Origin of the sequence: Nonomuraea rosea (assembly GCF_039539705.1) — a bacterium.
Classification (GTDB): Bacteria; Actinomycetota; Actinomycetes; order Streptosporangiales; family Streptosporangiaceae; genus Nonomuraea; species Nonomuraea rosea.
Map to the genome: position 1 here is coordinate 146,248 of NZ_BAABDQ010000019.1, position 21,234 is coordinate 167,481.

Sequence of the window (21,234 nt, forward strand, 5' to 3'; positions counted from 1 at the left end):
AGTAGACGCGTCGGTCACTTTCGGGAGGAAGCCCGCAGAGATTCCCAGTTTTCCTCCAGGAACTTATGTCACGGTGGGGGCCCGAGTTTACTAAGGTGTCAATAATCCCTTGATGTCCGTGACGCCTGCGATGTCCAACTAGGTGCGAGCAAGGCGTGATCTACGAAAGGTATGCGCGGATGCTATCGCCCCGCCGACTGGCAGCGACCGTCGCACTCCTCGCCGTCCTGGCCGCCTGTGTGCTGGCGCTTCTCGTACTCGCAGATCTGATCACGTTCGGCGCCGCGGCGGCCACGGCGGCGTTCCTGGTCTCGCTGGCGGCCCTGGCCGTCCTGCTGCTGGCCGTGCGCCGCCTCGACGGCAAGGCGCAGCGGATCGACCTGCGGGTCAAGAAGCACGAGACCGAGCTGGCCAGGACCACCACGGCGCTCAAGCGCATCGAGACCCGGATGGACCTGCTGGTGCAGGCCGTCGAGGACTCGGCGGCGCGGCGGGCCGACGACCTGGGCGCGATTCTGGCCTCGCTCGGTGAGGACCGGGTGAACGCCATGGCACGGGCACGAGAGGTGGAGGAACTGCGCGCGGAGGTTCGCGCGCTGGCCAAGGACGCCGTATGACGCCGGCCAGGCAATCTGTGCCGCGGGTCAGGCACAACGACTACGGGACGCTGCGGCCGCCCGCGATCGGGGCCTGGGAGCCGTCGCTGCGGGTGTCCGTGGTGATCCCGGCCTACGACTGCGCGGACGCGCTTGAGCGCACGGTTCCCGCGCTCGCGCGGCAGACGTACCCGTCGGAGCTGGTCGAGATCGTGATCGCCGACGACGGCAGCCGGCCGCCGATCGAGGTGGCGGGCGCCCGGGTCGTACGGGTGACCGAAGGGTGGGGGCGCGGCGCGGCCAGGCAGACGGGGCAGCTCGCGGCCACCGGCGACGTGATCCACTGGCTCGACGCCGACATGCTGCTGGCCGAGGACCACCTTGAGGCGCACATGCGCTGGCACCACCTGATCGGCTACGCGGTGGTGATCGGCGACACCCGGTTCGTGGACGAGCCGGGCGAGGAGGGCGTCCAGTCCGAGTACACGAGCAAGACCCTGGAGTCCACCAGGCGGCTCAGGGACGCGGGGGCGAGCGCGTACCTGTCGCACACGGGCGCGTCCACCTCCGTACGCGCCGAGCTGCTGCGCGCGGCCGGCGGCGTGGACGTCTCCCTGAACATGGCCGAGGACACCGAGCTGGGCTACCGGCTGGCTCAGACGGGCGCGGTGTTCATCCCCGACGCCGAGGCCAGGGCGTGGCACGTCGGGCCCTCCACCGTGATGCTGCGGGAGAAGGAGGTGCACCGGCACAACTGGTCCTACCTGGGCGATCTGATCCCCGACCTGCGCTGGTTGCGCAACCATCCGCGCCGCCACTGGCTGGTGCCGTACCTGCGGGTCGTGGTGGCGGCGACCACGTACGAGCAGACGCGGGCGACGGTGGACTCGGCCCTCGCGGGCACCCTGGCCGACGCCGCCGTCACGCTCGTCGGCCCGTGGGGCAAGCTGACCGGCGAACGCCGCTCCAACCTCGACGACCCGCTGCTGGACCTGCGGCTGCTGCACCATCTCTACGCGCATGAGCCGCGGGTCGTGTTCGCGGAGAGCGTACCCGCCACGGCCGCCCCCGCGCCTTTCCAGCTCAGCCTGCCCGCCGGGTGGGTGCTGGGCGCGGACACGCTCGCCAAGCTGGTCGGGCACGCGGACCGGGACCTGCTCGGGCTGGTCTGCGTGGCGCTGGCGGAAGGCGCGGAAGGCGTCGTGGCCGCCCGCTTTGAGCGCACGGCCGCCTTCGCCCGCGCCGCCCTGTTCGAGGGGAACGCCGACGATCTCGTGGACGAGATGTTCGGGACGGAGTGGATCAGCGGGAGCGAGTACGGCTTCGCCACCGCGGAGGACGCCGAGCCGCTGGCCGGGGACCCCGCGAAGTGGCGTGGAGTGGCCACGCAGCGCCTGGACGAGGTCAAGGAGCTGCGAGCGGAGGTGTCCAGGCTGACGGCCGAGGTCGAACGGCTCACCACCGAGCCGCCGCCGGACGCGGACGAGCCGCCGGGAGCGCTGCGGTCGTTCATCAGGCACCTGCGGAGCGCCGGATGATCCGGGAACTGCTGGCGGAGCTGCGGGGCGCCCCGGTGTTCCTCGCCGGGATCGACGACATCGAGCCCGTGTACGCCGGCGCGGGCGGGCGAGCGAGCGTCATCGACCTCGACCGGGACCTGCTGGAGCCGCCCGCCGCGGTCGAGCGGGCCCGCGAGGTGCTCGTGCTCGCCAGGACGCCCGCCGACCTGCGCAGGATCGCGACGCTGCACAAGCTGCTGCCCGAGGCCGAGCGGGTCGTGGTGGCCGTGCTCGACACGCCCGCCTCCCATCCAGCGCCCGTGCCCACCCCGACGCCCGCCCATCGGTGGCGGTCGCTGACGGATCTGCGGGTGTACCAGCCCAAGAACCGGGTCTGGGTGGTGGACGCCCGCTTCTCGGGGCCCACGCCCGCCGGGCGCACGGTCGCGGCCACGGCGCGAGCCTTCGCGGGGCATCGCCTCGACGTGATCGCGGCGCCGGCGGCGGCGATCGCGGGCGTCGGGGCGGCGGCCTGGCGTCCCGGTGACCCCAACGCGACGCCGGCCGAGGTCACCGGGCCGGTGCCGGAGCGCGTGGGGGCGCCGGGCAGCGACATGGTGCTGCGCACGCTCGACCACACCTCCGACGAATCTTCCTCCGAGGCGACCGCCGGAAACGCTGACGGGAGCGAGACGGCCGACGTCCCTGCGCCCGCCGCCGACGGGAACCTGGTGTTCGGGTGGGGCGCGGACGGGGAGTCGGTCGAGTGGGCCGGGGATCAGACTCCCATCGAGCGGCCCGCGCTGGCCGCCGCGAGCTGGGAGCGGCTGGGCCGTCCCGGCATGGCGGACTCGCCGCTGGCCGACCCCGACGTGCTGGGCGAGCCGTCGATGGTGCCGCCCGTGGACGAGCGCATGGTCAACCCCCAGGGCTTCATCACCACGCCGTCACGCGGCACGGCGTCGCTCGCCGAGCGCGACGGCCGCTGGTCGGTGCTGCTGGACGGCAAGGTCGTGACGTCGTTCGCCGAGTCCGGCGGGGTCACCGACGCGGAGGTGTCCAGGCTGCGGCAGATCCGCGGCGTCGAGGTGGACTGGCACCACGCCCACAGTGGCCCGCTGGCCGCCGTCCGGGTTCTGGCGGGGCTGGCCACCGCGGGGGTGCCGCTGGTGGCGGACGCGGTGCCGCGATGGGCGGGCGCATTGGGCGAGGAAATCATCGGACTTATCGAGCTTCGCCCCGATATTTCGGATGATCTCCGGCGGGAGGAGCACAGCATCCGCCTGCGCCGCGCCGCCCTCCGTATCCATGGCGTGGCGGCCCGATGGGAGCAGCTCGGCGCGCCCGCGCCCGCCCCGCCGCTCACCTCGGTCCTGCTCGCCACCCGCCGCACCGACATGGTGGCCTTCGCGCTCGACCAGATCGCCCGCCAGCGCGGCGTCCAGCTGGAGGTGATCCTCGCCCTGCACGGCGTCCCGCAGGGGCATCCGGACGTGGCGGCGGCGATCGCCGGGTTCGAGGGCCCGCTGACCGTGTTCGAGGCCGACCGCCAGGCCGTCTTCGGCGAGGTGCTGAACGAGGCCGCCGCCAGGGCCTCCGGGTCGTTCCTCCTCAAGATGGACGACGACGACTGGTACGGGCCCGACTTCCTGGCCGATCTGCTGCTCGCGCACTCGTACTCGGGGGCGCAGGTGGTCGGCACCGTGCCGGAGTTCGTCTACCTGTCCTCCATCGACGTCACCGTGCACCGCAGGCAGGTCACCGAGCAGATCACCAGCTTCGTCGCGGGCGGGACGATCCTGGTGGAGCGCTCGGCGTTCCAGGCGGTGGGCGGGTTCAGGCCGCTGCGGCGGTCGGTGGACACCCAGTTCCAGGAGGCGCTGCAGGCCGCGGGCGGGCAGATCTACCGTACGCACGGGCTCGGCTACATCCTGCGCAGAGGCCCGGCGGCCAACCACACCTGGCAGGAGCCGATCGGGACGTTCCTGCAACGCAACAGGCAGCAGTGGCGTGGCTTCCGCCCGAACGCCCTGATGGCCATGGACGGACTCCTGCACCCATGACCGGCATCCCGCGCATCCGCCGCAACGACTTCGGCTCCCTGACTCCGCCCGCGCTGGGCGACTGGGAGCCCACGCTGACCGTCACCGTCGTCATCCCGGCCCACGACCGCCAGGAGACGCTGGACCTGACCCTCGCGGCCCTGTCCGCCCAGAGCTACCCCGAGCGCCTCCTCGACGTCGTGGTCGTGGACGACGGCAGCAGCACGCCGCTCCGCCTGCCCGAGCTCGTCCCGGCCAGGACGAAGCTGATCTCCAGCCCGCCGGGCGGCTGGGGCCGGGCCTGGGCCGTGCAGGCGGGGCTGGACGCGGCGGCGGGCGACGTCCTGTTCGTGCTGGACGCCGACATGGTCCCGCACCGGCAGCACGTGGAGGCCCAGCTCCGCTGGCACCACCTGGCCCCGTACGTGGTGGCGCTGGGCTGGATCGACTTCACCGCGGCCACCGAGCTGCCGACGCAGGAGAACGTCCGCCAGGCCCTGGAGACGGGCGCGGAGGCGGAGCTCTTCCCCCTGTCGCCGCAGCGCCACGACTGGGCCGAGCAGATCATCGCCGACCATGACGGCCTCCGCACCGCCGCCAGCTCCCTGGCCACCCGCATCCACGTGGGCGCCACGGCGTCGTACCCGGCCGCGCTCCTGCGCTCGATCGGCGGCCTGGACACTTCGCTGGTGCTGGCCGAGGACACGGAGCTGGGCTACCGGCTGACCCAGGCGGGCGTGGTCTTCGTCCCCGACCCGCAGTCCAGGGCGTGGCACATCGGCCTGCCCACCGCGATGCGCGACTTCCGGGCGCTGAAGCGCTACAACGACCCCTACGTGGCCGATCGCGTGCCCTACCGCCGCTATCTGCGCACGGAGGCGGGGCGTCAGTGGCTGGTGCCGTACGTGGACGCGGTGCTGCCCGCCGGCTCGTACGAGGACGTACGGGCCACGGTGGACGCCCTCCTGGCCGGTTCTGTCCCGGACGTCCGGGTCACCGTCACCGGCGAGTGGGACGCGCTGACCGCCACCCGCCGTTCCCCCCTCACCGACCCGCACCTCGACCTGCGCCTCATCCAGGCCTGCTTCGACCACGACGCCCGCGTCCACCTCGCCGGAGACCAAGACGCCCCGCTGCCGGGAACGCCCCCGTTCCGCCTGTCGCTCCCCCCGGGCTGGACGCCCGCGAAGGACACGCTGGAGCGGCTGGTGGCCCACATGGAGGAGCACGATCTCGGGGCGCTCTGCGTGGCGCTGGACGAGACCGGCGAGGGCGTGACGGTCGCCCGCCTGGAGCGTACGGCGGCCCTGTCCAGAGCCGCGCTGGTGGCCGCTCCGGGGGACCGGCTGGACGACCTGATCGACGCCCTGTTCGGCCTGGAGTGGGTGGACGGGGAGACCTACGGGTTCAAGCGCCGCCCGGCCGTCTACCCGCCGCGCAGGAAGCCCGTCCCGGAGATCGACCGGCTCGCCGCCGAGCACGACAAGGAGATCGCCCTCTACCGCAAGCGCACGGCCGCGCTACGGGCGGAGCTCGCGCAGCTGCGCAGGGAGTCGGGCAAGAACGGCAGGGACGCGGCCCGCTGGCAGGAGAAGGCGGAGGCCTGGCGCAAGGAGGCGGTCAGGCTCGCCCGCGCCCAGAACCGCACCGTGCTGAAACGCGCCGTCCGCCGCGTCCGGGGCCTGGCCTTCCCCGACAACTGACGCCCGGTACGCGGCCGCGCCATCCCGGACAGCTGACGCCCGGTACGCGGCCGCGCCATCCCCGGCAACTGAGACCCCGTGCGGGCGCCGCTCGAAGGCGGGCGGCGCCGCGGCGCTCGGCTCAGTCGTCGCCCTCCACGCGCATCACGCTGGCGATCGCACGCACGATGTCCAGGTCACGCAGCCCGTCCATGGTCGCCGACAGCGCGGCGTCCGTGGCCCGGTGGGTGACGATGACGAGCTGGGCGTCGTCGCCGTGCCCCTCCTGGCGGACGGTCTGGATCGACACGTCGTGCTGGGCGAACAGGTCCGCGACCCGCGCCAGCACGCCCGGCTTGTCCGCCACGTCCAGCGCCACGTGACAGCGCGTCACGGTCTCGCCCATGGGGTGCGCCGACAGATCCGCGTACGTCGACTCCTCCGACCCGCGCGTGCCCGCCAGGCGGTTGCGGGCGACGGCCACCAGGTCGCCCAGCACGGCCGAGGCCGTGGGGGCCCCGCCGGCGCCCTTGCCGTAGAACATGAGCTGCCCCGCCGACTCCGCCTCGACGAAGACCGCGTTGTACGCCTCCCGCACCCCCGCCAGCGGATGCGAGCGCGGGATCATCGCCGGGTGCACCCGCACCCCGAACGAACGGCCGTCGTCGGAGCGCGCGCAGATGGCCAGCAGCTTGATGACGTAGCCCATCGCCTTGGCCGAGGCCACGTCGGTGGCGGTGATGTCGGTGATGCCCTCGCGGTGCACCTCGGCGGCCGTGACGCGGCTGTGGAAGGCGAGCCCGGCCACGATGGCGGCCTTGGCGGCGGCGTCGAAGCCCTCGATGTCGGCCGTCGGATCCGCCTCCGCGTAGCCGAGCGTCTGGGCCTCCTCCAGGGCGTCGGTGAAGGACGCGCCCGTGGAGTCCATCTTGTCGAGGATGTAGTTGGTGGTGCCGTTGACGATGCCGAGCACCCGCTTGACGTGGTCGCCGGCCAGCGACTCGCGCAGGGGGCGCAGCAGCGGGATGGCGCCGGCCACGCTCGCCTCGAAGTAGAGGTCGCCGTTGCCCGTCCGCGCGGCCTCGTGCAGGGTGGCGCCGTCCTCGGCCAGCAGCGCCTTGTTGGCGGTGACCACGGACTTGCCCTTGGACAGGGCGGCGACGATCAGCGAGCGGGCCGGCTCGATGCCGCCGATGACCTCGATCACGATGTCCACGTCGTCGCGCGTGACCAGGGCCTCGGCGTCGGTGGTGAGCAGCGCGGGATCCACCTCGATGTCGCGCTTGCGGCCCAGCCTGCGCACCGCCACCCCGGCCAGCTCCAGGGGCGCGCCGATGCGCGCGGCCAGGTCACCGGCCTGTTCGTGCATCAGCCTGATGACCTGCGAGCCGACGACTCCGCAGCCCAGAAGAGCCACTTTCAGCGGTTTCACAGCTGCCCCCTCAAGAGATCGTCCTCGGTCTCGCCACGCACGATCACGCGGGCCGCGCCGTCCGCGACCGCCACCACGGCGGGCTTGGGCAGGTAGTTGTAGTTGCTGGCCAGCGAACGGCAGTAGGCGCCGGTCGCGGCCACGGCGATCAGGTCGCCGGGGGCGAGGTCGGCGGGCAGGTGAACGTCGCGCACGATGATGTCGCCGCTCTCGCAGTGCTTGCCGACCAGGCGGCAGAGCATGGGCTCGGCCTGGCTCTCGCGGCTGGCCAGCACGGCGGTGTATTCAGCGCCGTAGAGCGCCGTGCGCACGTTGTCGCTCATGCCGCCGTCGATGCTCACGTAGGTGCGCAGGCCCTCGACGTCCTTGACGGTGCCGACCGTGTAGAGGGTGACGCCGCCGGGACCGACGATGGTGCGGCCGGGCTCCACGGTCAGCCGGGGCACGGGCAGGCCCGCGTCCACGCAGACCTTGGTGACGATCTCGCGCAGCCCGTCGGCCAGCTCCTTGATGTCGGGCGCCTCGTCGCCTTCGACGTAGGCGATGCCGTAGCCGCCACCCAGGTCCAGCTCGGGCAGGACCACGCCGTGCTCGTCCTTGATCTGCACGAGCAGCATGGCCAGCCGCCGCGCCGCGACCTCGAACCCGGCCGTGTCGACGATCTGCGAGCCGATGTGCGAGTGCAGCCCGACCAGCTCCAGCTGGGGAAGGGCGAGGATCCTGCGTACGGCTTCGGCCGCCGCCCCCGTGTTGAGGGACAACCCGAACTTCTGGTCGTCGTGCGCCGTCGCGATGAACTCGTGCGTGTGCGCCTCGACCCCGGTGGTCACCCTGATCATCACCTTGGGCCGCAGGCCACGCTGCTCGGCGAGGTAGCCGAGCCGGGCGATCTCCTCGTAGGAGTCGACCACGATGTGGCCGATCCCGGCCTCCACGGCCCTGGTGAGCTCGGCGACGGACTTGTTGTTGCCGTGCAGCGTGATGCGCTCGGGCGGGAACCCGACACTGAGCGCGACCGCCAGCTCGCCGCCGCTGGCCACGTCGAGGCCGAGGCCCTCGTCCTGGAGCCAGCGGACCACTTCCTTGCACAGGAAGGCCTTGCCGGCGTAGTGGACGTCGGAGTCGGCGAACGCGGTCGCGTAGTCGCGCATGCGCGAGCGGACGTCGTCCTCGTCGAGGACGTAGAGGGGCGTGCCGTGGTCGCGGGCCAGGTCACGCACGTCCATGCCGCCGACCGTGAGCGCGCCATCGGTCCGGGTCGACGTTCGGGGCCAGATCGCGGGATTGATCCGGTTGAGGTCGGCGGGCGCCAGCGGTGGGCGCTCGTGGGGCAGCATCTCGGCGTGCCGGTCCCCGGCGGGATGGGCGAATCGACTCACCCGATCGAGGCTATCGGAAGCGCCGCTCTCCCATGACCGCGTGCCCACGTATCGAGACGCGATCAAGCTCCAGAAGGGATATTTTTACGATTTTTCGCCGTTTGGCCGGATATTTTACAATTCATCACAGCCGTTCCGGGCCCATGAGCACGCCGCGCACAGCCCGCGCCAGCCGCACCCGGGCCGTGTGCACCGCCCCCGGCCGCTCGTCCCCCACCGGCACGGCGGGCGCGTGCTCGTGCGCGTCGTGAAAGGCCAGCGCCAGCCGCACCAGGTACGTCTCCCACCCCGGATCCCGGCTGACCAGCCGCCCGGGCAGCTCGGCCAGCACCCGCAGCACCCCGCGGTCGTACGGATCGGACAGCAGCTCCGGCCGGAACCCTTCCTCCGCCACCCCCAGCTCGCCGGCCCACCGCTCGGCCGCGCAGGCCCGCGCGTGCCCGTAACGCACCACGAACCCCGGGTTGTCCCAGGTGCGAGGAAAGTCCGGCCAGCCGGGCTCCGGGATCGCCACCGGCTCGAAGGACTCCAGCAGCTCCCCCGGCACGCTGACGACGATCCGCAGGAGCCCCCGCCCGCCGACCGCCACCCCGGCCACGCCGTCCAGCGCCCGCACCCGCTCCGCCAGCGGCCCGGCCGGAACCCGCCGCCGCAGGGCCGCCGCGGAGACGTACACGGCCTCGTGCTCCCACGTGCCCTCGGGCGCCGGCGGCTCCCCCAGGATCTCGGCCAGCTCGCCAGGCGTCATGGGGCGACTCTAGGGCTCAGATGAGCGCGTGCGGCTCCGCGGAGCCGTACTCGACCAGGTGGGCCGCGCCCAGCAGCCAGCGGTCCTCGTCGCGTACCCGCACATATCCGAATCTGTCGGTCGAGAACACCTTGATCCCGTCCGTGCGGCACTGCCGCATGAGCACCTCGTCCCAGCCCTCGGTGAGGTCGGCGAAGCCCAGCTCGCGCAGCGTGTTCCTGCGGGCGATCAGGGTGGCTCCGTTGATCTCCGGGAGGTAGGAGTACTCGGCGTCGGGCTGCTTGAGCAGCGTGGCCTGGGGTTTGCGCAGGTGGGCGTAGAAGGCGGCCTTGCCGACGATGTCGGCGGTGCTGAACAGGAAGGCCCGCCGCAGGTCGGACAGGTAGTGCGGGCCGTAGACGTCGCGCGGGTCCATGACCGCCACCAGGTCGGCCTCGCACAGGTCGATGCCGGCGTCGAGCATGGCGCCCTCGGTCATCGCCGGGTGTGGGCGGCGGTAGATGACTTCGACGTCCGGCAGCACGTCGCGGGCCCGCAGCTCGGCCTCCGGCGGCCCGATGACGATGAGCTGGCTCACGCCCGACTGCTTGGCGACCTGGGCGAGCCCGTGCTCCATCAGGAACGGGTCGAGGATCGGCAGCATGACGGAGGTGTCGAGGGTGGCGCGGGCGCTGGGCAGGCCGATCGCCTCCAGCAGCTCGTCGACGCGCTCGGTCATCGTGCCCATCCCGTACGCCCTGCGCAGCGCCACGTGCGCCCGCCGCGTGTCGGCCTCGGTGCCGATGGGCGTGTTGCAGGCGGCGATCTCCGCCAGCCGCCACTGCGGCGTGCCCGGCGGGCAGTCGGCCGCGGCCGGCCAGCGGTAGGAGGTCAGCACGTCGGGGTAGCGCAGGTGGCCGGGCAGGAGCTGGTCGAGCGTGAGCACCCGGTCGATGCGCCCGCCGGCCAGCGGCAGCGGGTTGTGCACCCGTGGCTGCACCCCGAACTGCAGGCGCGGCCAGGCCACCGTCAGATCGGTGGTGAAGCGGTGCTCGAACAGCTCGGCCGCCGCCGCGTAGTCCGCGACGTCGCCCTGGGTGTGCCAGAAGACGGTACGGATGCCGCGCTCGGCGCACCACGCCAGCAGCGCCTTCAGCCCCTCGCCCGGCTCGCCGGTGAGCTCCTGGACCCACGGGCCCTCGGTGACGGACTCGACCACGAGCAGGTGGGGCACCTCCAGCGGGAGCACCCTGGCGAAGTCGCGCGGCGTGAAGCCGGTCGTCTGCCGCCACTCGTAGCGCAGCAGCGCCTCGGCGTGCGGGTCGGCGATCACCGCGGCCGTCAGATGCGGCCGCGTGTTCGGGCCCGTCGGCACCCGGAAGGGCCTGAGCTTGAACGAGGCGCCCCCGAGCGTCCTGATGGTGCTGGTGGCCTGGAACGCCGCTCCCGGCCGCTCATCCTTGGCCTTGTCCGCGGCCACGGGCTTGCGCTTGGGCGCGATGGGCCGCTTGACCGGCTTGGCCGCGCCCCTGAGCCCCTTGGCCAGCCGCATCGGGTTGTTCTTGCCGCTCTTGATGGCGTCGCCGAGACGGTTCCAGCGGGCGACCTTGATCGAGGACAGCTTCCAGTTGGCGACCTCGGCCTGGAAGCGCTGCTCGGCCAGCTCCCTGCGGAGCTTGTCGGCGGCGGCCTGCTCGGCCTCAAGCCGCTCCTCCACCTCGCCGAGCTGCTCGGCCAGCGCCTTGACCTCGTCGGCGCTCTGCTCGGCCGCGGCCAGCTTGGCCTGGGCGGCGTCCAGCAGCCTGGCCAGCTCCGCCGCGCGCTCAGCCTGCGTGATGGCATCCCGCAGCGCTCGGCGCGTGCTCTCCAGCTCGGTTGTCACCGGTCCTCCTTCATCGGCCCGACCACGCAGACCCGGCAATTCCGACAACGCACACCCTGCCGACAAAGACGCTGTGTCTCACTGCTCGCTCGCCCCGCTCACTCATGGACCTCCGCTTCCTCGGCCCGGCAAAGGATACTCTTCTGCAGGAAGCGTCTCGAAGGGATGAGATCCGGTGCAGTTCAACGTAAGGCCCTACGTATGTGGTGCTCTCGGCCGGATCGACACTGCCATATTGGGCAAACTGACCGCCGCGGGCCCTCGGGTCCGGCCTGCGCTGCAGCAGGCCGAGGCGGCCTTGTTCAGCTCCACGCCGCTGCCGCCGTATCACCGTGCGGAAGGCGCGTTCGCGTTCGCCTGGGGTGAGCGCCGACCGGCCGGTCCCGAGGAGTGGATCTCGGTCGCGGAGACGTACGAGGCTCCCGGCCTGATCGGCGACGGCCGGCGGGTCACGCTGCACACGGGCGGCCTGGGCCTGGTCGACGTCTACTACGTGCGCCACGGCGACGCTGTCTACTTCTCGTCGCTGATCCAGCCGCTGCTCAGCCTGGTGCCGGTCGCGATCGACTGGTCGGCCTGGGCCTCGATCATCCAGGTGACGTTCCCGCTGGGCGAGGCGACGCCGTACAGCGAGGTCAAGCGGCTGCCGGGGTCGAGCGCGCTGGTGTTCGAGCACGACCGGCTGACCACCGAGCGGCGGTTGCCGCGCTGGCTGCGCACGGAGCCGTACGAGTCGTGGATCAGCCCGGAGGAGATCGTCGAGCTGCTGCACGAGGTCTACCGGGACTACGACGGGCGCAAGCTGCTCGTCCCGGTGAGCGGCGGCTACGACTCGCGGCTGCTCGCCAGCGTGGCCAAGGCCCGCGGGATGGACGTCGAGTCGTGGACCACCAGCCCCGATGACGGCAACGACACCGACATCGCGTTCGCCAGGTCGATCACCCGAGAGCTGGGCATCCCGCACCGCGTGATCACCCAGGACGCCGCCGACTACCCCGACGACGCGGTCGAGGTGGCCCGCAGGCTCGAATACCTGACCCCGCACCACGCCTGGTACGCGCCCTTCGCCAAGGAGGTGCACGGCGCCGGCCGGATCCTGGTCGACGGGCTGGCCGGCGGGCCGCTGCTGAAGAACTTCATGGTCAGCGGGGCCGCGCTGGAGGCCACGACGCAGGCCGAGCGCTCGGCGGCCGTGCTCGACTCGCTGTCGCTCGGCGCGCCCACCCAGCCGTTCCTGTCCAAGGTCGCGGCCCAGTGGGTGGAGGAGACCGTGCGCGAGCAGTTCGCCGCCGCCACCTCCATGATGCACGGGCACCGGGCCGAGCTGCCGCTGTCGGTGCTGCACACCAGGACCGTGCGGGGCATCGCGCGCTCGGCGGTCAACCTGGTGGGGCCGGAGGCGTCGTTCGCCGCGCCGTTCATCCACCCGGACTTCTTCGACGCCGCGCTGTCGGTCGGCGTGGCGCGCAAGGCCCAGGGCCGCTTCTATCGCGAGGTGCTGCACGCGGCCAATCCCCGCGTCGCCGCCCTGCCGTCCACCAACGTGATCAAGCAGCCGCTCCAGCGGATCCCGCTGCGCTCCACGGCCGCCCCTGCCCGAAATTATGCGCACAGCATGCTGGAGACCGTGGTGAGCCGCGTTCCGGGGCTGCTGTCGGACGAACTGCACGAGGTGGTGGCCGGCGGACCCGACGCGCTGACCCGCTTCAACAGCTGGAACGACCGTTTCTGGGTGCGGGGATTGGTGCTGTTCGGACTGTGGCTGAACGACCACGAGAACGACCTCAGGGACGTCGCAGCACCTTTTTAGTGAACTCTGGGTAACAGGGTGATTACATACGGATCTCGCGGGTATTAACCGTCGCACAGCAGAAGCGGGTTCCGGAAAGCCAACGGGCTGGTAGTGTTCGGCCCGTAAGCGCCGCACAAACGGGCACCGGATCACAAATCCGGTCTTGTCTGAGGGCATGGAGTTCGCAGGGATGACGACTCCACGCGGCGCGGTCACCAGATAACAACGCCGGGGCATAACCGGTGACTTCGTCCTGCCCACATCTCTTCCTGTGAGCGACATATGATCAACGCATCCCCATTGCCAGAGCCGATCTCCGAGGCGTTCGTCTCGGCGGATCCAGGCTGGTACAAGCGGGCGGTGTTCTACGAGGTCCTCGTCCGGGGGTTCAAGGACTCCAACGGCGACGGCACCGGCGACCTGCGCGGTCTCGTCGAGAAGCTCGGCTATCTCGAGTGGCTCGGCGTCGACTGCCTGTGGCTGCTGCCACTGTACGAGTCGCCGTTGCGCGACGGGGGCTATGACATTTCGGACTATATGAAGATCCTCCCGGACTTCGGGGACCTGGGGGATTTCGTACAGCTGATCGAGGCCGCCCACGAACGTGGCCTGCGGATCGTCACGGACCTGGTGATGAACCACACCAGCGACCGGCATCCCTGGTTCCAGGCGTCCAGGCACGACCCCGAGGGGCCGTACGGCGACTTCTACGTATGGTCCGACCATCCGGGCGGCTATCCCGACGCGCCGGTCATCTTCATCGGCGCCGAAGAATCCAACTGGACCTACGACCCGGTGCGCAAGCAGTACTACTGGCACCGCTTCTTCCACCACCAGCCGGATCTGAACTATGACAACCCGGCGGTGCAGGAGGCCATGCTGGAGGTGCTGCGGTTCTGGCTGGACCTGGGCATCGACGGGTTCCGGCTGGACGCGGTCCCCTACCTGTTCGAGCGGGAGGGCACCGCGTGCTCCGGGCTGCCGGAGACGCACGCGTACCTGAAGAAGATCCGCGCGGAGGTGGACCGCCTCTACCCGGACCGGGTGCTGCTGGCGGAGGCCAACGGCTGGCCGGAGGACGTCGTCGAGTACTTCGGCGACCCCACCACGGGCGGCGACGAGTGCCACATGGCCTTCCACTTCCCGCTGATGCCGCGCATCTACATGGCGGTGAAGAAGGAGACCCGCGAGCCGATCTCCGAGATCATGTCGCGCACGCCCAAGCTGCCCGAGCACGCGCAGTGGGGCATCTTCCTGCGTAACCACGACGAGCTCACGCTCGAGACGGTGACCGAGGAAGAGCGCGACTACATGCACAACGAGTACGCCAAGGACCCGCGCATGCGCGCCTACCTGGGCATCCGCCGGCGCCTGGCCCCGTTGCTGGACAACGACCGGGACCGGATCGAGCTGTTCACGGCGCTGCTGCTGAGCCTGCCGGGCTCGCCGATCATGTACTACGGCGACGAGATCGGCATGGGCGACAACATCTGGCTGGAGGACCGTGACTCGGTCCGCACGCCGATGCAGTGGAGCCCCGACCGCAACGCCGGGTTCTCCTCGGCCGACCCGGGGCGGCTCTACCTGCCTGCCGTCATGGACCCGATCTACGGCTACCAGGCGGTCAACGTGGAGGCCCAGCAGCGGCACGAGGGGTCGTTGCTGCACTTCACCAGGCGCATGCTGGAGATCCGCCGCAACCACCCGGTGTTCGGCGTGGGCGCGTACACGGAAATGTGGTCGTCGAACCCGAGCGTGCTCACGTATGTGCGCGAGGACGGCGACGACGTGATGCTGTGCGTGAACAACCTGTCGAAGTTCCCGCAGCCGGTCGAGCTCGACCTGCGCAGGTTCGAGGGGATGACGCCGATCGAGGCGCGCGGCGGGGTGCGGTTCCCGGCCATCGGGGAGCTCCCCTACCTGCTCACGCTGCCTGGGCACGGCTTCTACTGGTTCGCGTTGAAGCAGGCGGAGATCCGCGTGGAGACGGCGATCAGCGTGACGTGACGGGCACCTGGGCACGGGCCGCGCGGCGGGCGGGAATGAGCGCCACCGCGAGGGCCGTGCCCACGGCTATCACCATGGCCAGGCTCAGCGTCAGGGCCGACGGCGAGCGGCCGATACCCGCGCCCACGCCGCTCGTGGAGCCCTGCAGGTCGATCAGCCAGGTGACGATGGACGCGCCCGCGGCGGCGCCTGCACCGACGCCCAGCACCACCAGCAGCCCCGTGCCGGTCACGAGCGTGGCCATGACCTGGCGCGGCGTCAGCCCCATGGCCTTCAGCACCGCCAGGTCGAAGGCGTGGTCACGCAGGCCGAGCGCGCTGGCGGTGAGCAGGTTGGCCAGGCCGATCAGGGCCAGCACGGCGATCATCGCCACGATCACCACTCTGATGATCGACAGCCGGTCCGCCGGGTTGACCGCGATCTGGACGTCCAGGCTCTCCGACGACTCGGCCAGCAGCCTGCCGCGTACGTCCGCGGGGTCGCTGCCCGGTTTGAGGGCCAGCGCGTAGAACTCCGGCGGCACCGTGTCCTTGGCCGCCAGGCTGTCCAGGCCCACCGAGAGCACCTCGCCGTCGGCGTCGGGCTCGATGTTCCTGCCGACGATCCTGACGATCAGCGGCGTGCCGCCCACGGTCAGCCGCACCCGGTCGCCGATCTTGAGCCCGAGCAGGTCGAGCAGGCCCTGCCCGGCGACGGCCTCCCCCGGCCTGGTGTACATGCGGCCCTCGACCACGGGGAACGGGTAGGGTCTCGCCGAGCCGCCGATGGCCCGCACCTTGACCGAACGGGCTTCGCCGGGGGCCAGGGCGTTCACGTCGGTGCCCGGGTAGACGGCGGCCACGTCTCTGTCCTGCTCGGCGATCCGCTTGGCGTCCTCCGCCTCCAGCTTGCCCTGCCTGACGTACACGCCGGCGTGCTGGCCGACCTGCTCGGGGTGGCTGAGGAAGTTGTCCAGCGTGGCCCACACGCCGAGCCCGATGGTGATCATCATCATCGGCACCGCGAGCCCGAACGCCGTCAGGAACGCCGGCACCCGCCTGGTGAAGGCGTCCCTGGTGCCGAGCACGAGGGCGGGCGGGAGGCGTACGAGGAGGGCGAGCCTGGCCAGCCTGGACAGGTGGCCGCGCGGCGGCGCGGCGGGCACGTCGGGGATCGGCGGCGTGCGGCCGCCGCGCCATGCGGGCACCCCCACCGCGGCCAGCACCAGCAGGGCCGTGCCCGCGACGATGGCCAGCACGGGGATCGGGGCCACGGAGGTCGCGCCGAGCATCGCGGCCATCACGCCCCAGCCCGCCAGCGCGCCGATCCCGACGCCGAGCAGCCCGAGCGCGCCGTGCTCGACCAGGAGCAGCAGCGAGAGCTGGCTCCTGGTGAAGCCCAGTGACTTGAGCGTGGCCAGGTCGCGGAGCTGGCCGAGCACCCGGCCGCCGGCCGCGTTGGCCAGGGCGAGCGCGGCGGCCACGATCCCGACCACCCCGAACAGCGCCAGCAGCGTGCCGAGCAGCCGGTTGTCCAGCTCCATGGCGGCCCTGACCTCGCGCCAGTTGTAGACCCGCTGGAGCTTGTCCTCCAGCATGACGACCACGCGCTGCGAGACGACCTGCGTGGCGTCCGGGTCGGCCAGGCGCAGCCCGGTGACCCACTCGCTGCGGCCCAGCATGGGCTCGATCCGGTCCAGCATGGCCGGCAGCACGTAGGCCAGGCCGGGCGTCCACTCCGGGTAGAAGCCCTGCTCGGCGGAGTCGGCGATGCCGCGTACGTAGAGAGTGTGGCGCTCGCCGCTGAGGGCGATGATCGTGAAGGGCGCCCCGATCCTGAGCCGCAGCGAGGCCGCGAAGGACCGCTCGACCACCACGCCGTCAGGCTGGGCGGCGTCCAGCCACCGGCCCTCGGCCACCACGGGGTGCGCCACCAGCGGCGGCACCTCCGGCATCGCGCGCAGCGCGGCCGGCTCCTTCTTGCCGTCCTGCGCCACGGTCACCGGAGCCGACCGGTAGGGGCCCGCGGTCTGGCTCACGCCGTCGATGTTCCCCAGGGCCACCTGGGGGCTGTCGTCGGTGTAGAGCCAGACGTGGGCCCCCTCGGTCTGGGCGAACAGGCTTCGCCACGGATTGGTGGAGTCCTCCAGGAGGGTCGCCGCGGTGATCAGCGCGGCCACGATGCCCGCCACGGCCAGCACCGTGAGCACCGCCTGACCCGCTCTGGCCCGCAGGTCCGCCCTGATCCACCGATTTCCCGCCCGCGCCGCGCTCATCTGAGGTCGATCACTTCACCCGCGGTGCGGTTGCGCCTGCGCGCGATGCGACCGTCGTCCACGATCTCGCCGTCGAACAGCGACACCAGCCGGTCCGCCAGGCTCGCCACGCGGGCGTCGTGGGTGACCATGACGATCGTCTGCCCCTCCTTGTGCACCTCGCCGAGCAGGCGGAGCACGTCACGGGTGTTGCGGCTGTCGAGGTTGCCCGTGGGCTCGTCGGCCAGCAGCAGGCTGGGCTGGTTGGCCAGCGCCCGCGCCAGCGCGACCCGCTGCTGCTCGCCGCCGGAGAGCTGGGCGGGCGAGGCGTCGGCCCTGTCGGTCAGGTTGAGCGCGCCGAGCAGGCTCTCCCTGCGCTCGCGCGCCACCTTGGGCGAGGCCCCGGCCAGCAGCGCGGGCAGCTCGACGTTGTCGCCCACGGTCATGTTGGACACGAGGTTGAAGAACTGGAACACGAACCCGATCTTCTTTCGCCGCAGGAGCGCCCAGGCGCTCTCGGAGAGGGTGTCCACCCGCTTGTCGTCGAGCCAGATCTCGCCGCTCGTCCTGGCGTCGAGCCCGCCGAGCATGTGGACGAGCGTGGACTTCCCGGAGCCGGAAGGACCCATGATCGCGACGAACTCGCCCGGCTCGACCTGCAGGTCCACACCGCGCACGGCAGGCACGGGCACCGCGCCATCCTGGTAGATTTTGACCAGATTGACCGTTTTCACAACCGCGCTCATGCCAGATCTTCCTGGCAACGCTCCAGCCAGTCAAGGTCAGCCTGGAGATGCAGCATGGCACCCTCGATGAGCAGCATCGCCACCCGGTCCGCCGGCGGCGTGCGCTCCAGCAGGTCGTTGAGATCACTCATGAGCGACAGGTAGTGGCGCCGCTGTCTGCTGATCAGCGCCATCCGGTCGGCGATGCCGGTGAGCGGCGCGAGCACGAGCTTCATGAAGAACTCGTCGCGGACCCTGGGGCCCTCGGTGGGCTCGTCCACCCAGACCGTGAGCAGCTCGCGGCCCTTGGCGGTCAGGTAGTAGACCTTCTTGTTGGGCCGGTTGGACTGCTCCACGTCGACCGCTCTGACCAGGCCGTCCTTCTCCAGCCTGCCGAGCGTGACGTATATCTGGCCGATGTTCGGGGAGGGATAGGCGCTGCCGAACGTCTGCTCCAGCGCCTGTTTGAGCTCGTAGCCGTGCGCGGGTTCTTTGGCCAGGAGCGCCAGCAGGTGAAGCCGCACCGCATCACCTCCCGCTCATGTTACGTATGCGTTACGGAGTTATCCGTTGACCTACAGATTACATGTGTGCATAACATGAATGCATCTACCTAACACGTATGTATCCACTCTGAATACGGAGGAAACAGAGTGCTGCGCTCGCTTCCGCTCGTACTGGTCGTGCTTCTGGCGACGGCCGGATGTGCGGCTTCGAGCAATGAGGGCGGCGGCGAGACGGAGACGGGCGGAACAGGGCCCATCACGTTCGCCACCGGACGCGACACCACGGCGTACCTGCAACCCCTGCTGGATCGCTGGAACCAGGCCCACCCGGCCGAGAAGGTGACGCTGCTGGAGCTGCCCGAGGCCGCCGACGAGCAACGCGCCCAGATGGTGGCCAACCTCCAGGCCCGGAGCAATCGCTACGACGTTCTGGGGCTCGACGTGGTGTGGACTGCCGAGTTCGCGGAGAACGGCTGGATCATCCCCCTGGAGCGCGGGTTGTTCCCGCTCGACAGGTTCCTGCCGCCGGTCGTGGAGACGGCCGTCTACAAGGACAAGCTCTGGGCCGTCCCCTACACCAGTAACGCCGGGCTGCTCTACTACCGCACCGACCTGGTCAAGAAGCCGCCGCAGACGTGGGCCGAGCTTCGCGACCAGTCACGAGAAATCACGAAAAAGCATGACATCGGAGGGTACGCCGGGCAGTTCTTGGCGTACGAGGGGCTCACCGTCAACTTCTCCGAAGCCGTGCAGTCCGCCGGCGGGCAGATTCTCAGCCGCGACGGCACGAAGGTGACCTTCGACCCCGCCAAGGGCAAGCTGGCGCTCGACTTCCTGCTCCAGGGAATGCGCGAGGGCTGGATACCCAAGGAGTCGCTGAGCTTCAAGGAGGAGGAGACGCGCCTGGCCTTCCAGGAGGGCCGGCTGGCCTTCGCCCGCAACTGGCCGCACGCGTACGGTCCCGCCAGGGCCGAGCTGGGCGCCAAGTTCGCGGTCACCAGGCTGCCGGGACTGAACGGTCCCGGGTCCAGCTCGCTCGGCGGGGCCAACCTCGCCATCAGCGCCTACTCCAAGCACCAGCACACCGCCCAGGAGTTCATCCGCTACTTCACCAGCCTGGAGAACGAGCGCCGGGTGCTCACCGAGGGCTCCTTCCCGCCCGTGTGGACAGAGCTGTACGACGATCCCGCCCTGATCAAGCGCTTCCCGTACCTGCCCGCACTCAAGGAGAGCATCCTCGCCGCCAAGCCACGGCCGGCGAGCGCCAACTACAACCAGCTGAGCCTGGTGATCGCCAGTTCGGTCGCCAAGGCCCTGGGCAACCCCTCCACCGAGACCGCCGACGACGTCGCGGCCTCCATCAAGTCCGAACTCGAAGAGATCATCAGAACCCAGTGAGGCAGCCATGCGAAAAGCCAGTGCAGCAGCGATTCTGGCCGGGCTCGCGGTAGCCGTCGCCGCCTGCGGCAACGCCCCGACGACCACACAGCCCACCGCTTCGGGCTCCGCTTCGGCCCCCGCCGCGGGCGGCAAGACGCTTGAGGGCGTCAAGCTCGAGGTGGCCGCCAAGTGGACCGGCGCCGAGCAGAAGAACTTCGAGCAGGTGCTCAAGGCTTTCTCCGACAAGACCGGCGCTCAGGTCACCTACGCCTCCACCGGCGAGGACACCGGCGCCTACCTCGGCCCGCGCATCCAGGGCGGCAGCCCGCCCGACGTGGCGATCCTGCCCCAGCCGGGCCTGGTCAAGCAGTACGCGGACCAGAAGGCGCTCAAGCCGCTCACCGAGGCCGTCACCAAGGAGATCGACGCCAACTACACGCCGTACTGGAAGGAGCTGGGCTCCGTCGACGGCCAGGTGTACGGCGTGCTGATCAAGGCGGCGCACAAGTCGCTGATCTGGTATCGCGGTCAGGCGTTCGACGACGCCGGCGTGCAGCCGCCGACGAACTGGGACGAGCTGATCAAGGCCGCCCAGACGATCGCCGACTCCGGCACGCCGCCGTTCTCGCTGTGCGGGGCCTCCGGATGGACGCTGACCGACCTGTTCGAGAACGTCTACCTGTCCACCGCGGGCCCGGAGAACTACGACAAGCTCTCCAAGCACGAGATCCCGTGGACCGACCCCTCGGTGACCACGGCGCTCGAGAAGATCGCGCAGATCGCGGGCAAGAAGGAGTTCCTGGTCGACGGGACCTCCGGCACCATGCAGACCGACTTCCCCACCTGCGTGAGCAAGGTCTATGGCACGAAGAAGTCGGCCATGATCATCGAGGCTGACTTCGTGGCCGTCGAGGCCGACCAGTCGGGCGCCAAGGTCGGCGAGGAGGCCAAGTACTTCCCGTTCCCCAAGGCCGGTGACACCGCTCCGGTCGTGCTCGGCGGCGACGTCGCCGTGGCGATGAAGGACTCCCCCGGCGCCATGGCCCTGGTGGAGTTCCTGGCCTCCAAGGAGGGCGGCGAGATCTGGGCCAAGCTCCCCGGCTACCTGTCGCCCAACAAGAACGTCTCCCCCGACAACTACCCCGACGAGCTGACCAAGCAGCTCGGCCAGACGATCGTCTCGGCCGGCGACGCCGTCCGCTACGACATGTCGGACCTGGCGCCGAGCGCGTTCGGCGGCACCGACGGCAAGGGCGAGTGGAAGGTCCTGCAGGACTTCCTGCGTAACCCGAGCGACATCAAGGGCGCTCAGACCAAGCTCGAAGACGAGGCCAAAAAGGCCTGGAAGTAAG

15 protein-coding genes are annotated in these 21,234 nt (G+C 70.8%); 8 read left to right on the forward strand and 7 right to left on the reverse strand.

Annotation, left to right across the window (positions count from 1 at the left end):
* The first annotated feature begins 179 nt into the window (after positions 1 to 179).
* From ABEA43_RS36295 to ABEA43_RS36310, 4 genes are read left to right on the forward strand one after another with little or no spacing between them, the layout of a single operon-like run.
* Complete coding sequence (locus ABEA43_RS36295; RefSeq protein ID WP_345569086.1) at positions 180 to 617, forward strand: hypothetical protein; 438 nt, start codon at positions 180 to 182, stop codon at positions 615 to 617.
* Positions 614 to 2,134 carry a glycosyltransferase family 2 protein gene (locus ABEA43_RS36300; protein ID WP_345569088.1) on the forward strand — a complete coding sequence of 507 codons (1,521 nt, stop codon included), beginning with the start codon at positions 614 to 616 and terminating at the stop codon, positions 2,132 to 2,134. The genes ABEA43_RS36295 and ABEA43_RS36300 overlap by 4 nt, the downstream gene beginning before the upstream one ends.
* Positions 2,131 to 4,158 carry a glycosyltransferase gene (locus tag ABEA43_RS36305; RefSeq protein ID WP_345569090.1) on the forward strand — a complete coding sequence of 676 codons (2,028 nt, stop codon included), beginning with the start codon at positions 2,131 to 2,133 and terminating at the stop codon, positions 4,156 to 4,158. Before ABEA43_RS36300 ends, ABEA43_RS36305 begins: the two co-directional genes overlap by 4 nt.
* Positions 4,155 to 5,840, forward strand: a complete 1,686-nt coding sequence (locus ABEA43_RS36310; protein WP_345569091.1) for a glycosyltransferase family 2 protein — start codon at positions 4,155 to 4,157, stop codon at positions 5,838 to 5,840. Before ABEA43_RS36305 ends, ABEA43_RS36310 begins: the two co-directional genes overlap by 4 nt.
* Before the next feature lie 121 nt (positions 5,841 to 5,961).
* Here the strand turns inward: ABEA43_RS36310 and ABEA43_RS36315 are convergent, their stop codons facing one another.
* The 4 genes from ABEA43_RS36315 to ABEA43_RS36330 all read right to left on the reverse strand — a co-directional run bounded on the left by ABEA43_RS36315 (position 5,962) and on the right by ABEA43_RS36330 (position 11,239).
* Positions 5,962 to 7,251: a homoserine dehydrogenase gene (locus ABEA43_RS36315; RefSeq protein ID WP_345569092.1), complete on the reverse strand. Its 1,290-nt coding sequence runs from the start codon at positions 7,249 to 7,251 to the stop codon at positions 5,962 to 5,964.
* Positions 7,248 to 8,630 (reverse strand): diaminopimelate decarboxylase, encoded by a 1,383-nt coding sequence (gene lysA, locus ABEA43_RS36320; RefSeq protein ID WP_345569094.1) that lies wholly within the window; start codon positions 8,628 to 8,630, stop codon positions 7,248 to 7,250. The genes ABEA43_RS36315 and lysA overlap by 4 nt, the downstream gene beginning before the upstream one ends.
* 124 nt (positions 8,631 to 8,754) lie before the next feature.
* A complete protein-coding gene (locus ABEA43_RS36325; RefSeq protein WP_345569096.1) occupies positions 8,755 to 9,378 on the reverse strand; it encodes an anticodon-binding protein in 624 nt (207 codons plus the stop codon).
* 16 nt (positions 9,379 to 9,394) lie between these two features.
* A complete protein-coding gene (locus ABEA43_RS36330) occupies positions 9,395 to 11,239 on the reverse strand; it encodes a hypothetical protein (RefSeq protein WP_345569099.1) in 1,845 nt (614 codons plus the stop codon).
* Positions 11,240 to 11,474: 235 nt separating this feature from the next.
* On the opposite strand from ABEA43_RS36330, the gene ABEA43_RS36335 reads away from it, so the two are divergent.
* Both ABEA43_RS36335 and treS read left to right on the forward strand, forming a co-directional pair.
* On the forward strand, positions 11,475 to 13,049 hold the full coding sequence (locus ABEA43_RS36335; protein WP_345569101.1) for an asparagine synthetase B family protein: 1,575 nt from the start codon (positions 11,475 to 11,477) through the stop codon (positions 13,047 to 13,049).
* Positions 13,050 to 13,313: 264 nt separating this feature from the next.
* Positions 13,314 to 15,038, forward strand: coding sequence for a maltose alpha-D-glucosyltransferase (gene treS, locus ABEA43_RS36340; protein ID WP_345569103.1), 1,725 nt, complete (start codon positions 13,314 to 13,316; stop codon positions 15,036 to 15,038).
* Here treS and ABEA43_RS36345 read toward each other — a convergent pair.
* Genes ABEA43_RS36345 through ABEA43_RS36355 form a run of 3 tightly spaced genes read right to left on the reverse strand, consistent with a single transcriptional unit; the run spans position 15,025 to position 18,520 of the window.
* Complete coding sequence (locus ABEA43_RS36345; RefSeq protein WP_345569105.1) at positions 15,025 to 17,292, reverse strand: ABC transporter permease; 2,268 nt, start codon at positions 17,290 to 17,292, stop codon at positions 15,025 to 15,027. The genes treS and ABEA43_RS36345 overlap by 14 nt on opposite strands.
* Entirely contained in the window at positions 17,289 to 18,017 is a 729-nt protein-coding gene (locus tag ABEA43_RS36350; protein ID WP_345569107.1) for an ABC transporter ATP-binding protein, read from the reverse strand. The genes ABEA43_RS36345 and ABEA43_RS36350 overlap by 4 nt, the downstream gene beginning before the upstream one ends.
* Positions 18,014 to 18,520: a PadR family transcriptional regulator gene (locus ABEA43_RS36355; RefSeq protein ID WP_345569109.1), complete on the reverse strand. Its 507-nt coding sequence runs from the start codon at positions 18,518 to 18,520 to the stop codon at positions 18,014 to 18,016. The genes ABEA43_RS36350 and ABEA43_RS36355 overlap by 4 nt, the downstream gene beginning before the upstream one ends.
* A gap of 129 nt (positions 18,521 to 18,649) precedes the next feature.
* Here ABEA43_RS36355 and ABEA43_RS36360 point away from each other — a divergent pair, with 129 nt between their 5' ends.
* A complete protein-coding gene (locus tag ABEA43_RS36360) occupies positions 18,650 to 19,900 on the forward strand; it encodes an ABC transporter substrate-binding protein (protein WP_345569111.1) in 1,251 nt (416 codons plus the stop codon).
* A 7-nt stretch (positions 19,901 to 19,907) separates the two neighbouring features.
* Complete coding sequence (locus ABEA43_RS36365) at positions 19,908 to 21,233, forward strand: ABC transporter substrate-binding protein (protein ID WP_345569113.1); 1,326 nt, start codon at positions 19,908 to 19,910, stop codon at positions 21,231 to 21,233.
* Position 21,234 lies beyond the last annotated feature (1 nt).